This is a genomic window from Mycolicibacterium arabiense, from assembly GCF_010731815.2.
Taxonomy (GTDB): domain Bacteria; phylum Actinomycetota; class Actinomycetes; order Mycobacteriales; family Mycobacteriaceae; genus Mycobacterium; species Mycobacterium arabiense.
Window position 1 is genome coordinate 3,918,906 of the sequence record NZ_AP022593.1, and the last position, 12,679, is coordinate 3,931,584.

The following is a 12,679-nucleotide window of genomic DNA, read 5'->3' on the forward strand; positions in this document are numbered from 1 at the left end:
CCTATGGTCGAGCGGTGACGATCACCTATGACGAGGCGCTTCGCGACCGGCTCCGGGCGAACCTGGCGGCCCACGATCGCCGCACGGTGACCGACCCGACCAAGCGCCACGCCGCCGTCGCGGTGGTGCTCGTCGACTCCGAACTCGGCGAGGACCGCGTGGACCCGGCACCGGTCGACGATTGGATCGCAGGCCGACCGATGGAGGCCGGGCTCGACGGGCGCATGGTCGGCGTGTCCGGAGGTGCGGCGTTCCTGCTCTGCCGCAGGGCGTCTCGACTGTCTGCTCACTCCGCCCAATGGGCACTGCCGGGCGGACGCATCGACCCTGGCGAGACGCCGATCGAGGCCGCGCTGCGCGAGACCGACGAGGAGGTCGGCGTGCGACTGCCCGAATCCGCGGTGCTGGGACTGCTCGACGACTACTCGACGCGGTCCGGCTACGTGATCACCCCGGTCGTGGTCTGGGGCGGTGGCCGGCTGGAGCTTCGGCCCTCACCCGCTGAAGTGGTGGCGGTGTACCGGATCGGCCTGCACCAACTGCAGCGCGAGGACTCGCCGAGGTTCATCACGATCCCCGAGAGCCCCCGCCCCGTGGTGCAGATCCCGCTCGGCAACGACCTCATCCACGCGCCGACCGGCGCGGTGCTCCTGCAGTTGCGTTGGCTGGGGCTCGAAGGTCGCGCCGATCGCGTCGACGAACTCGAACAACCGGTATTTGCCTGGCGGTAGTTTCGGCACGCCGTGCGGGGTTATCCGGGCGGCATGGCAACTCCAGGAACCCAAGGCACACCCGCCGCGTCGCCGCTGGCCCGTCGCGCCCCGGTCCAGTACGCGTCCGTCGCCGTCGGTGCCGTCTTCCTACTCGTCGGGATCGCCGGCTTCATTCCCGGGATCACCACGAACTACGACGCACTGACCTTCGCGGGCCACCACTCCGACGCCCAACTGCTCGGGATCTTCAACGTGTCGGTGCTGCACAACATCGTTCACCTGCTGTTCGGTGTGCTCGGGCTCGCGCTCTCGAAGACGTTCACCGGCTCGCGCAACTACCTGATCGGCGGCGGCGTCGTGTACGGGCTGCTGTTCGTCTACGGCCTCGTCATCGATCATCATTCGGCCGCCAACTTCGTGCCGCTGAACGCCGCCGACAACTGGCTGCACCTGGCGCTGGCCCTGGGCATGCTCGCACTGGGTCTGATCCTCGGCCGCACCAGCGCGCCCGACGACACGCGGCACGTCTAACGGGGCAGCGTGAGCCGGAACCGAGCACCGGTCTCGTAGGGAAGGTTCACCAGGTCGCCGCCATGCGCACGCGCCAGCGCACGGGCGATCGACAGCCCGAGGCCCGCCCCGCCGCGGTCCCGATCGCGCGCGTCGTCGAGACGGACCAGCCGCTCGAAGATCCGGTCGCGGTCGCCGTTGGCGACACCGGACCCGCTGTCGGTGACCGTGATTCGCGCACACGGGCCGGCGTCGTCGACCTCGATCACGATGGAGCCGCCGGCCGGGGTGTGCCTGCGCGCGTTGTCGGTGACGTTGGCGAGGATCTGGGCGACCCGTACGGGATCCGCCGACACCGTCAGCGACGGGACGCCCGTGACCGCGACGTCGACCGAGGGTGCCAGCATCGCCGTTCGCGCTCGGTCGGCTTCAGCGAGCCGAACCACGTCGCATTCCCGACGTTCCAGCGGCACACCGGCATCGATGCGACTGAGGTCCAGCATGTCGGCGACCAGCCGCCCAGCGCGACGCGCCTCTGCCAGCACCAGTTCCGCGCGATGGCGTTGGCGCGCGGAGTCCGCGTCGTCGTCCTGACTGGCCGCCGAGACGATCTGCTCGGCGCCCGCGTGAATCCCCGCGATGGGCGTGCGTAGTTCATGCGCGGCGTCGGCGAGGAAGCGTCGCGTCGCCTCCTCGGCTCGCGCCGCGGTCGCCGCCGCGGTCCGCGCACTGGCCTCTGAGGACTCCAACGCGTTCACCATGGTGTCGAAAGCGGCTGCTGCGCGGCCCAATTCGGTGGTGGGTCGGTCCGGCTGCAGGCGCCTGCCCCGGTCGCCGCCAGCGATCGACTCCGCAACGTCGGTGAGCCGATTCAACGGTCGCATGGCTGCACGCACCAGCACGGCGCAGGCGCCTGCGGCGAGCACCAGCACCGCGATGCCCGAGACGACCATGATCGTCCGGAGCTGCCGCAGCAGCGCCGTGGTGGCGGTGGTGTCGGCGACGAGCAACAGGCGGCTGCCATCGATCAGTCGATGCTCGATCGTCGTGGCGGTCGCGTCGCGAGGCGGACGTGGTGGCGGGGGAGGGCCCGGTTCACCAGGCGGTGGCGGCGGCGGGCGAGGCGGCGGTGCCGGTGGTGGAAGTTCGCCCGGCGCGTCGGCGGTGAGTCCGGGGTCGCCGTAAGTGGTGCCGTCGGGCGTGACGAGCAGGGCCCGGATCCCGCCGCCGTTGAGTTCTGCCGTCAGTTGGCCCGGCGGGGTCCCGGCCTCGGCGAGCGCATCCGCCCGGGACGCGCCCGCCAACAACCTGTCGTGTAGATCCCGGCCGGCCTGCGCTCCGATCAACAGGTCGACCGTGATGCCCAGGAGGACGAGCAGCACCGTCAGCAGACCGAGGACCGCGATGACGACGCGTCGCCGCAGCGAAGGGGTGAGCGTGCCCGCGTCCGCGGTCACGGTCGCTGCGCCTGCAACCGGTAGCCGATGCCACGCACGGTGTGGATCAGGCGCGGGCCGTGGGCCTCCATCTTCCTGCGCAGACTGCTGATGTGGACATGGATCAGGTTGTCGTCGTAGGACGCGTAACCCCACACGGCGGTGAGGATCTGCCCGGCGCTCACCGTCCGGCCCCGCTGATCGAGGAGGTACTCGAGCAACCGGAACTCGGTGGCGGTCAGGTCGAGGGGGTGTCCGGCACGTGTCGCGACGCTTGCGCCCCGGTCGACCAGGAGATCGCCGACTGCGACGGTGGCTGGGATGCGTCCCCGCCGCCGCAGCACCGCGCCCACCCGCGACGTCAATTCGGACAGCTCGAACGGTTTGACGACGTAGTCGTCGGCACCGCCGTCGAGACCGCGCAGGCGGTCCGGTAGCGCGTCGCGCGCGGTCAGCATGATCAGGCCGGCGTCCCCCCAGGCGCTGATCACCTCGGCCAGGGCGAAGCCGTCGCGGCCCGGCAGCATGAGGTCGAGGACCACCAGGTCGGGCCGGTGCCCGTCGAGCGCCGCCTCGAGATCGGTGCCGTCGACGAGGCCGTGGGCCGTGTGGCCGGCGGCGGTCAGCGCCTCGACCACCATCTCGCGAATGGCGTCGGAGTCCTCGATGACGAGAACGCGCGCCGGCGACCTGTCCGCGTCGGGTGGCATGCGCCCATTCTGACGTGCCGGGCCTGAAGCCCAGCTGAAGATTGCCTCGCACGCGCTCGTCTTCAGGTTGGCTTCACCGCCGCTGATTAGCGTCGCCCTCATCGGACCACGACACGATGGGAGCCTCACATGACCGAACAGGAACGCGCACAGGATGATTCGAAGCCAGACCGCGACGGTGACGACACCGAGGTGATCGAGCACCGTCCGGTGGAGCAGGCCGCCGTGCCGCGAGAGAATAGGTGGACCGCGGTGCGGGAGCCGGTACGGCGCCACCCCGTCGGACTGGCAGTCGGCACCGCGCTCGCAGGTCTCGTCGTCGGCTTCGGCGCCGGTGTGCTGGTCAACGCGCACCCGATGATGGCGCTCACGGTGGGAACGAACCCCGTTCCGGCCGCCCCGCAGCACGGTCCCGGGTGGAGCGGCGACGAGCGGCCCGTGCCGCCACCACCGCCCGGGGGACCAGGTGCGCCGCACGGACCGGGTGGGCCTGCGGGACCGGGTGGGCCTGCGGGACCGGGTGGGCCTGCGGGACCGGGTGGGCCTGCGGGACCGGGTGGGCCGGGTGCACAAGGTGGACCGGGTGGGCCCGAAGAGCAAGCGCCACCTCCGCCACCGCGCGGCGAGCAGGCACCGGCGCCCGCCGATCCGTCGCCGTTGCCTGCGGAACGCGGTTGACGTTCAGCTAGCGGAGCCGACCCGCGAGTGCGACGCCCAGCGCCCGGCCCGACAGCCAGGCCGATTCGACCCTCGGCGCACCCGACGGGCACCAGGAATCACCACAGAGCCCGAGCGGCCTTCCGCCCAGCGAGGTGAGCCCGAATGCATCGTCGCCGTGCGTCCCCGACGGCTTGGCGAAGGTCCAGCGGTGCGCGTGCGTCCACTGCGGTTCGACGTCGACGCCCAGGGCCCGGCGCAGCGCCTCGAGCACCGGTGCCGCTGCGCCGGGCGGGTTCTCGAGGTGTGCCCGCGCCCGTTGGGCGGTGGTGTGCGCGACCAGCACGGCAGCGCCGTCGCCACGCCGTGAGCCGTCGTCGGCGACGAAGGCGATGTCCGGATCGTCGTTGACGAATGCCGCGTCAGGTAGCTGCCAGCAGTGCCGTTCCCACCCCGCCGCGACGGCGATGACGGGTTCATAGGACACCCAGTCCGCGGCGTCGGGCGCCAGTCGCGCTGCCTGCGGATCGGGCATCGCCAGCACCACGGCGTCGTGATCCAGCTCGTCGAGCGAGCCGACCTCGGTGGTGAGGCGGACCTCGGCGGGCAGCGTCGCCCGGACCAGTGAGCGGAGCCCGTCGGGTGTCGCGTAGCGCATCGGACCCTCCGACCTGCGGTGGCCGTCGGAGGAGAACACGTCGAAGGCGTCGGTCCACGGCCGCGCCAGCCCATCGGTCACCCAGCGGTCGACCACGGCGCTGAAGAGGGGCTCCTTGGCGGTGAAGTACGCCGCGCCCACGTCGACCCGCCGACCCTGCACGGTGGGCGACGCCATCCGGCCGCCCGGCGCCCTGCCCCGCTCGATCAGGTCGACCGCGACGCCGTGGTCGAGCAACGCCTGCGCGCAGGACGCACCCGAGAGGCCCGCTCCGACGACCGCGACACGTTGTGACACGGGTCCCACGGTAGACACCTCCTGTAACACCTGAGCGGCAAGTCGACGATGAACCGTCTGACGCGGCAGCGCCACCGAGCACGGCCTGCCGCCAGGGTTGGAGGGAACTCGAAGTGATTCGTCGTCTTGGCATGGCCGTCGTCGTGGCCGGTGTGGCCCTCGGTGGGCTGGCCACCGGCACTGCTGCCGCCGCACCCGCCGGCCCGGCCGGATGCGCCGACTTCCACTGGATGGGCGCTGCCGGCTCCGGTCAGCGCGACGGTGCGAAGCTGACGCAGAACGGCGGGATGGGCGACGTCGTCTACCAGTCCTACGAGCAACTCGAGTCCGAACTCGCCGCGAGCGGCTACACGATGACCGCTGAGGCCGTGCAGTACCCGGCCGCGCCGGTCCCGCTCGACGGCGGCATCGGCGGCTGGCTGGGTTTCATGGACAGCGTCAAGGTCGGCACCGACGCGACCGCAGCACAGTTCGAGGCGTTCACCGAGCGGTGCCCGAACACGAAGGTCGTCCTTGCCGGCTACTCCCAGGGCGCCATGGTGGTGCACCGCAACCTCTACGACCTCGCCGATGATCCGCATGTCGCGGCGGCGCTGCTGGTCGCCGACGGTGACCGCCTGCCCGTAGACACCACCATCCCGATGGGTTCGGCGGCCGTCGCCCCGGGCATCGGGCACGGCGTCGCGCAGGAGCACTCGTTCCTGGCCGACACGAACACCTCGCCGCTTCCGCCTGCGATCGGCGCGCGCACGATCAGCGTGTGCGACGTCGGCGACCCGGTCTGCGACTACGACCCGGCCACCAGTGAATTGACGGCGACCGACCTCGCGATCCACACCGCCTACGCGCCCGCCGAAAGCGGCGCCCACGCATGGGGCGCACCGCTCTACCAGCTGGTGATGAACGCGGCTGCCGCGCCGAGCGCGGACGTGTCGCTCAGCGCGCAGGGCGGCTGACCGGTCAGGTCCAGTACAGCGTCCGCGCGGCGGGCAGCGTGGCGGCCAACTCGGCTGCGAACCACGACTTGAGGTCGGCCATCGTCTCCTTCGGATAGACGTACTTCGCCGAGCCGTACTTGCCGAACTTCCGGGTACGCGAACCCTCGTCCATCTCCAGCTTGGTGCGGGGATACCAGCTCGTCAGCACGTCCTTGCTGCCCGCCGTGAACCGGTGGGTGATGCACTCGACGGTCAGGTCGAGGTCGGGAACGTCGGCCACCGCGGCGGCGACGTCGGCGAGCAACCGGCCGTAACCCTCCCGCCAATCGGGGATCGGCATGATCGGGGCGATGGTGAGCCCCACCCGGTATCCCGCCAGCGCCAGGCTGCGCAGGGCGACGATGCGCCTGGGCAACCGTGCCGTCCCTCCCTCGAACCGGCCCGCGACCTCGTCGGCGTTCACCGATACCCGCACCCGGGTGCGGCCGTGATGCGGCAGGTCGAGCAGCGGTGCGACGTTGTCGTACTTGGTCGTGAAGCGCAGCCCGACGGGTGAGGCCCAGTCATGCTCGCCGACGTGGGCGATCGTCGTCGACAGCGACCCCGTGAGGTGTTCCAGCGCGAGGGGGTCGGTGTAGCAGGACGCCTCGAAGGTGGTGCCCTCGTCGGCTCGGTCGTCGGACGCCGACGTGATGGTGCCGCGGCCGACATGCCCGTCCATCTCCGAGAGGATCTCCGGCAGGTTGGCGTACACGCGGGTGATCGGCGGCCCGGACAGCGAGCCGGCCAGATAGCAGTACTGACAGTGCCCGGGGCAACCCTCGGCGAGGTCGATGCGCCAGTCCGCGCTGGGCGGGATGGGCTGCAGCTTTCGCTTCGACGGCGGTGCGACCACGACCGCCAACGTGCGCTTGGCCAGAGCATAGGTGGCCCGGTCGTCCTCGCCGCGAGACGTCGGGAGCCGGTCGCCGGACAGCAACTGGATGTCGGGGACACCTGCCGCCTCGCACCGCGCCACGATCTCCGCGCCGTGGGGCAGTTCGGCTGCCGACCTGGTGACCAGGACGCGGGCCGGGGTCCAGAGGGTGGGGGTGGTGGACGTGGTGGCTGAGGTCATCGTGCTCGGTTCAACGAGTGTGATCTTGACGCTGTTCCGGCAGCACGTGTGGTGTGTCCTACCCCGATGTCACTGGTCGAAGTGTTTGGAATGGCGAAGTAGGGGCAGCCTGCCTCTCGTGTCCGAGCCTAGGAGTCACGATCTCGCCGTGCGCATGGCCGAACTGGCTCGCGCCGTCGCGGCGCCCCGCTCCGCCGAGGAGATCTTCTCGGAGGTGACGGAGGCCGCAGTGGAGCTGATCCCCGGTGTGGACACCGCAGGCATCCTGCTGATCACCAAGGGCGGAAAGTTCGAATCCCACGCTGGGACTACCGATCTGCCGCACGAACTCGACGCACTTCAGCACATGCTGAAGGAGGGGCCGTGCATGGACGCCGCGCTCGACGACGTCATGCTCCGCACCGAGGACTTCCGGAACGAGATGCGGTGGCCCGCCTACTCGGCGGCCGTGGCGAATCTGGGTGTCCTGAGCGGAATGTCGTTCCGGCTGTACACGAACGAGCGAACCGCGGGTGCACTCAACCTCTTCGGCTTCGAGCCCATGAACTGGACCGTCGATCAGCAGACCGTCGGGTCGGTGCTCGCCGCTCATGCTGCCGCGGCGATCATCGCCAATCGTCAGGGTGAGCAACTCCACTCGGCCCTCAACACGAGGGATCGAATCGGCCAGGCCAAGGGCATCATCATGGAGCGTTTCGGGGTCGACGACATGCGGGCGTTCGACATGCTGCGTCGACTCTCCCAGGAAAGCAATACTCCGCTGGTAGAGGTCGCCGAAGGCGTCGTCAACACACGCGGCAGCTGACTTGGGCTACGACGTCTCGTCACGCTCGTCGGTCGGCTCCTCGAGACGTGCCTGCACGAAGTCGTCGCTGTAGGGCGCGCGGGGCGGGGCGATCTCGTCGAGCCGTTCGTTGATCACGTGGGCGACGACGTCGTGCTGGATCGGCGGCAGCGCGATCGCCCCGTTGAGGTAGGCGTCGAGTTCGAATCGTCCCGCCTCCCCACCCATGCTGAAGTACCGCAGCCACAACTCGTCGACGGTGAGGCTGGCCGCCTCGAGTGCCATCTGGAAGCGTGCGTTCAGGCCGTGCTGTGTCGTCACGAGTTCACTCATCCGTAACGGAGTCGACGACGGATTCGGCGACGTCGCGCAGTGATCGTCGCGTCCTGTGGGAGTCGGCCATGAGTTCGCGGAGCGCATCCTCGGAACTCACCTGGCGGCGCGCCATCACGATTCCGCGCGCCGTGGCCACGACGTCACGGATGCGCAGCGTCTCCTTGAGGCTGTCGCTGACGCGGGTTGCGGCTTCGACCGTCTGGACGTTCCCGACGAAGATCGCCGCTTGCTCGCCGAAGCGCCGCAGCAGGTCTTCGTCTTGCTCGTCGAACGCGTCGAGTTGTGTCGAGTAGACCTTCATCGCGCCGTAGGCCTTGTCTGCGTGGATCAGCGGTGCGCTGAGGAACGAGCGCATGCCCAGCTCCCGGGCCCGCGGAACCCATGCGGGCCAACGGCCTTCGTCTTCCCTGCCGTCGGACCGGAACGCCGCCAGCTCCCGCCACGAACTGAGGCAGGGGCCCTGATCGAGGTCGTACTGCAGGTCGTCGAGGCGCTCGACCAACGGATCCGTCGCCGCCGAGGAAGTGCGCTTGCCGTCGGCGGACAACAGGCTGATGCCGGCACCGATGCTGTTGCCGATGGTGTTGGCAGTCAGCGACGTGAGGGTCTCCAGGGCACTCTTCACCGTCGCCTCGGTGAGGAGGATTCCCGATAGATGCGCGAAGACGGCCGCCAGTTCGTCGGCGGGGGTGGGTCCTGCGGTCACTGAACGATCATCCTTCTGAACTACCGGTGTTTGCCTGGGAAACGCCGGGACGAATGGGTACCACCGCCGCTGATCCGCAAACGTCAGGGCCCGTTCGTCTTTGGGGGACGCCGATCGAGGGTAGTACCCGAGGTGACGAAGGAGAGAAATCATGCCGAAGGATTCATCGCACGACGAACAAGAGGCCAAGATCGATCCGCCAGGGCCCGTGGATCATGGCCGCGAGGGCGGCATGGCGACTCGAGAACTGGCGCCGGAACTCACCGAAACCGACCGCGACGACGAGTAGCCGGTATCAGACCCGGCCCTTCAAGATCAGGTTCCAGTACGTCTGGGGCAGCCCGTACCGGTCGAACGCCCACGCGACGCGCCTCGGCTTGAGCGGGTCAACGAAGGACGGCAGTGACGACGTCACCTTCCCTGAGCGGTCGAACTCGCCTGCGATCAGTAGGTGCGCGTCGGTCGCGACCGGGGCGACCGTGTACCCGTCGTATCCGCTCATCGATCCGCCCGTACGGGCGGCGAGCACGTTGTCCACCAGGATCTTGACCTGTCGGCGCAGCGCCCCGCCGGACGGGTCCGTCTCGACACCGGCACCGTCGCCCACCGCCCAGACGTCGGGGTGGGTGCGGTGCCTGAACGTGCGGGGGTCGACATCGACGACGTCGTGCCGGTCGGAGTCGGTCAGGCCTGAGTTCGCGAGCCACGTCGGCCCGCGGAACGGGGGCACCAGGTGCAGCAGATCGTAGGACACGAGTCGTTCACCGTCCGGACCCGCGGCGGTCAGTTCGTTCCGTCCTGGATCGAGCGCGGTGACCGAGGTGCGGTGCAGCACCTCGACATTCAGCTCTTCGAGGCAGCGGCTCAGCCGGACGTCGAGGTCGGGCACGTCGACGAGACCGGCCCGGTCGACGATCAAGGTGATGTCGATGTCGGCGAGGCGCCCGGCGCGCTTCCAGTGCGCGGCAGCGAGGAACAGCGGCTTGATGGTGGTCCCGGTGCAGCTGACCGGTGGCCGCGGAACGGTGAACACCGCGCGCCCCGTCCGCATCTCTCGGACCAGGTCCCAGGTCTCCTCCGCATGGTCGAGGTAGTTGCTCGCCATGGCTGGGCTGCGCAGCGCTTCTGCGATGCCGGGAAGCGCCTCGTCGTCGGGCACCAACCCGGCGCCGAGGACGAGGTCCCGGTAACCGTGCACCCGGCCCGAGGCGAGGGTGACCGTGCGGGCGTCGGGGTCGACGGCCACCGCAGAGTCCTGAATCCACGTACAGCCCGTGGGCGTCACCGATCGCTGGGTCCGCTCGGCGGTGCGCAACGCCGCTTGGCCGCCGCCGACGTAGGACAGCAGCGGGCGGTAGGTGTGGACGAGTTGAGGTTCGACCACGGCAACGCTCGAGACGCCTTTGCGCAGGAACCGCGCCGCAGCGCTGATCCCGGCATTGCCGCCGCCGATCACCAGGACGTCGGACCACCCGTCAGGGCGGGTGGCCGACGCCTCCTGAGAGCTGATGTTCAGCGCCGCACGGTGTTACCGCGGCTGCTGCGCTTGCCGGTGATGCCGAGGTAGGCAGCGATAAGTATGACGGCCAAGATGACGCCGACCAAGAACGGAACGATCGCGAAGCCGTCATAACCTAGTAGGTCGTAGGTCAACCAAGACCCGATAGTCGAGCCGAGGACACCGAGCAGAACCGTCACCACCACGCCGATGTTCTGCTTACCGGGCATGACCAGTCGGGCGAGGGCGCCCACGATGAGTCCGACGACGATGGCGCCGATGATTGTTCCGATCACGACTTACTCCTGAAGGTAGGTCAGCGGAACCGCTCCGCTGTGCAGGCACCGAAGTACCCGGTTTCAGTGGCGGATACCCCTGCCCAAGCGAACGTCTTCTAGGCGCCGCCTTCTGTCGAGGTGCGGGCCATGACGCCGAGGCCGGCGAGGATCAACTCCAAGGATGCCTCGAACGACGACTCGAGCATCATCGAACGCAGGTGGTGGGCGGCGGCTTCGGCGTGCGGGGTGTCGTCGGGTGTCAGTCTCTCGGGTAGTCCGCGCCACGTGTCGTGGTCGGCGTCCTGGATCTGCTGCGGCAGCGCCGTGAACGCGCCGTCGAGCATCGCTTGACCGAGCAGGAAGTCCGACAGCGACCTGAACCATCGCGTCGCCGCCTCCACGTCGAACCCGCCGTCGCGCAGCAGCCCGATCGTGATCTCGACGGCGCGTATCTCGTTGGGCAGTCCGGTGGTTCGGGTGGCGATCGCCGTTCCGGTGAGCGGAAACTCGTTGGCGTACACGCGGTACAGCGCCCGTGCCAGGTTGGCAAGCGAGGTGAGCCAGTCGTCCGTGGGCGTCCAGCGGTCGAGCGCAATGCCGATCATCCGGTCGGCGACTGCGAGCAGGACGTCGTCGATCCCGGTGAAGTAGCGGTAGAGCGCGGTCGGGTCGGCGCCGACCGCCGCGGCGAGCGTGCGAGCGCTCAGCACCCCCACGCCCCGCATCTCGATCAGGTTCACCGCCGAGTCGATGTAGACGTCGCGGGACAGGTCGGTCCCGGATCGCGTCCGCCTGCGGCGCTTGCCCGTAGCAGGCTGCCGATTCGGCGTCGTCGCCTCGGTCATCTCGGTCCCCTTATGTCAACACCGTTGACCATAAGGCACCCGATGTCGGAATGTGGTCGAGACGACTAGGGGGCCGTAGCAGTGGATGACGCACGCGTACGCGAGATCGAGCGCATCGCCGGCGAAGGCGGATACGTCAGCTATCGCGTCCGGCTCCAGACCCCGTCGGGCCCGCGCGACGTGACCTTTAGCGGCAACATCTTCGTCGGTCCCGTGGCAGTCACGGCGGACACCGACGGGCAGTGGGCCGACGAGGTGATCGACGACCCCCGCCGGTTCGGTGAGTTCTACTCGCCGGATTGGGTACGGCGCTACGTCGCGACGCGGCAACTGGCAGCCGGCTAGCTCGGCGTTGCTGTCTGCGGGTGCCTCACTCGAGCCAACGACGTCACCGGCCGGACCGCGTCACGCGGTTTGACCAGTTCAGCCTCGGGTATTGATCGCGTGGGCGGCATCCGTCGCCGGAACGCGTGAAGAGGAGTTCCCGAATGACAGGTCGACGATTCGTTCGCTCACTGGCGATGGCGGCCACCGGTGTCTGGGCCGTGACGCTGGGTGCGCTCGCTCCGGCGGCCTCCGCCGAGCCGGTGCCCTGCCCCGATGCCGAGGTGATCTTCGCCCGCGGTACCGCTGAACAGCCAGGCGTGGGCGGCGTCGGCCAACAGTTCCTCGACTCGGTACGCGTACAGGCCGGCGGTCGGTCGGTCGGCGAATACGCCGTCAACTATGCCGCTGGCAGCAACTTCGACGACCGCGAGGCGTTCGCGCGGACCGTCATCGACGGCGTCCGCGACGAGGGGCAGCGCGTCGAGTTCATGGCGGCCAACTGCCCCAACACCCGGCTGATCCTGGGGGGCTACTCCCAGGGCGCCGTCGTCACCGGCTTCACGACGTCGGCGTCGGTGCCCGCGGGCGTGCCCGCCGACTTGGTTCCCGCGCCGCTGTCGGCGGAGGTCGCCGACAACGTCGCCGCAGTGGTGCTGTTCGGCAAGCCGTCGGGACAGTTCCTGGACAAGTACGGCGCGCCCGCCATCGAGATCGGCCCGCTGTTCCAGCCCAAGACGCTCGACCTGTGCAACGCCGGCGACAACATCTGCGAGGGCAACTTCAACGGGCTGCCCTCGATCGCTCACGGCCTGTACGGCCCGAGTGGTCTGGTGAACCAAGGCGCCGCCTACGCGGTCGGCCGCCTCTGA

The 12,679-nt window shown here is 69.4% G+C and carries 17 protein-coding genes; 8 read left to right on the forward strand and 9 right to left on the reverse strand.

Annotated features, from left to right (window positions below; translation table 11 throughout):
• The first annotated feature begins 14 nt into the window (after positions 1-14).
• Positions 15-731 carry an NUDIX hydrolase gene (locus G6N61_RS20420; protein ID WP_163920379.1) on the forward strand — a complete coding sequence of 239 codons (717 nt, stop codon included), beginning with the start codon at positions 15-17 and terminating at the stop codon, positions 729-731.
• A 33-nt stretch (positions 732-764) separates the two neighbouring features.
• On the forward strand, positions 765-1,244 hold the full coding sequence (locus G6N61_RS20425) for a DUF4383 domain-containing protein (RefSeq protein WP_163920381.1): 480 nt from the start codon (positions 765-767) through the stop codon (positions 1,242-1,244).
• Here the strand turns inward: G6N61_RS20425 and G6N61_RS20430 are convergent.
• Both G6N61_RS20430 and G6N61_RS20435 read right to left on the reverse strand, forming a co-directional pair.
• Positions 1,241-2,680, reverse strand: coding sequence for a HAMP domain-containing sensor histidine kinase (locus G6N61_RS20430; protein ID WP_163920383.1), 1,440 nt, complete (start codon positions 2,678-2,680; stop codon positions 1,241-1,243). The two genes, G6N61_RS20425 and G6N61_RS20430, sit on opposite strands and share 4 nt — an antisense overlap.
• A complete protein-coding gene (locus G6N61_RS20435; RefSeq protein ID WP_163920385.1) occupies positions 2,677-3,369 on the reverse strand; it encodes a response regulator transcription factor in 693 nt (230 codons plus the stop codon). The genes G6N61_RS20430 and G6N61_RS20435 overlap by 4 nt, the downstream gene beginning before the upstream one ends.
• A gap of 129 nt (positions 3,370-3,498) precedes the next feature.
• Here G6N61_RS20435 and G6N61_RS20440 point away from each other — a divergent pair, with 129 nt between their 5' ends.
• Complete coding sequence (locus tag G6N61_RS20440; RefSeq protein ID WP_163916659.1) at positions 3,499-4,047, forward strand: hypothetical protein; 549 nt, start codon at positions 3,499-3,501, stop codon at positions 4,045-4,047.
• Positions 4,048-4,054: 7 nt separating this feature from the next.
• On the opposite strand, the gene G6N61_RS20445 is transcribed toward G6N61_RS20440, so the two are convergent.
• Positions 4,055-4,981 (reverse strand): NAD(P)/FAD-dependent oxidoreductase, encoded by a 927-nt coding sequence (locus G6N61_RS20445; RefSeq protein ID WP_179973496.1) that lies wholly within the window; start codon positions 4,979-4,981, stop codon positions 4,055-4,057.
• Between the two features lie 113 nt (positions 4,982-5,094).
• On the opposite strand from G6N61_RS20445, the gene G6N61_RS20450 reads away from it, so the two are divergent.
• Complete coding sequence (locus tag G6N61_RS20450) at positions 5,095-5,937, forward strand: cutinase family protein (RefSeq protein WP_235887214.1); 843 nt, start codon at positions 5,095-5,097, stop codon at positions 5,935-5,937.
• A gap of 4 nt (positions 5,938-5,941) precedes the next feature.
• Here G6N61_RS20450 and G6N61_RS20455 read toward each other — a convergent pair whose 3' ends face one another.
• Positions 5,942-7,036, reverse strand: a complete 1,095-nt coding sequence (locus tag G6N61_RS20455; protein ID WP_163920389.1) for a spore photoproduct lyase family protein — start codon at positions 7,034-7,036, stop codon at positions 5,942-5,944.
• A 118-nt stretch (positions 7,037-7,154) separates the two neighbouring features.
• Here G6N61_RS20455 and G6N61_RS20460 point away from each other — a divergent pair, with 118 nt between their 5' ends.
• Positions 7,155-7,841: a GAF and ANTAR domain-containing protein gene (locus tag G6N61_RS20460; protein ID WP_163920391.1), complete on the forward strand. Its 687-nt coding sequence runs from the start codon at positions 7,155-7,157 to the stop codon at positions 7,839-7,841.
• 6 nt (positions 7,842-7,847) lie between these two features.
• Here the strand turns inward: G6N61_RS20460 and G6N61_RS20465 are convergent, their stop codons facing one another.
• Entirely contained in the window at positions 7,848-8,141 is a 294-nt protein-coding gene (locus G6N61_RS20465; RefSeq protein ID WP_179973497.1) for a hypothetical protein, read from the reverse strand.
• A 4-nt stretch (positions 8,142-8,145) separates the two neighbouring features.
• A complete protein-coding gene (locus G6N61_RS20470) occupies positions 8,146-8,862 on the reverse strand; it encodes a GAF and ANTAR domain-containing protein (RefSeq protein ID WP_163920393.1) in 717 nt (238 codons plus the stop codon).
• Positions 8,863-9,013: 151 nt separating this feature from the next.
• Between G6N61_RS20470 and G6N61_RS20475 the strand changes: the two genes are divergently transcribed.
• Positions 9,014-9,151: a hypothetical protein gene (locus G6N61_RS20475; protein WP_170314482.1), complete on the forward strand. Its 138-nt coding sequence runs from the start codon at positions 9,014-9,016 to the stop codon at positions 9,149-9,151.
• 6 nt (positions 9,152-9,157) lie between these two features.
• On the opposite strand, the gene G6N61_RS20480 is transcribed toward G6N61_RS20475, so the two are convergent.
• From G6N61_RS20480 to G6N61_RS20490, 3 genes are all read right to left on the reverse strand, one after another.
• Positions 9,158-10,318, reverse strand: a complete 1,161-nt coding sequence (locus G6N61_RS20480) for an NAD(P)/FAD-dependent oxidoreductase (RefSeq protein WP_235887215.1) — start codon at positions 10,316-10,318, stop codon at positions 9,158-9,160.
• A 56-nt stretch (positions 10,319-10,374) separates the two neighbouring features.
• Positions 10,375-10,656, reverse strand: coding sequence for a GlsB/YeaQ/YmgE family stress response membrane protein (locus tag G6N61_RS20485; protein ID WP_163920395.1), 282 nt, complete (start codon positions 10,654-10,656; stop codon positions 10,375-10,377).
• A gap of 98 nt (positions 10,657-10,754) precedes the next feature.
• Positions 10,755-11,483, reverse strand: coding sequence for a TetR/AcrR family transcriptional regulator (locus G6N61_RS20490; protein WP_163920397.1), 729 nt, complete (start codon positions 11,481-11,483; stop codon positions 10,755-10,757).
• A gap of 81 nt (positions 11,484-11,564) precedes the next feature.
• Between G6N61_RS20490 and G6N61_RS20495 the strand changes: the two genes are divergently transcribed.
• The gene (locus G6N61_RS20495; protein ID WP_163920399.1) at positions 11,565-11,828 is read left to right on the forward strand and encodes a hypothetical protein; all 264 of its coding nucleotides are present in this window, start codon (positions 11,565-11,567) and stop codon (positions 11,826-11,828) included.
• A 143-nt stretch (positions 11,829-11,971) separates the two neighbouring features.
• Entirely contained in the window at positions 11,972-12,679 is a 708-nt protein-coding gene (locus tag G6N61_RS20500) for a cutinase family protein (protein ID WP_163920401.1), read from the forward strand.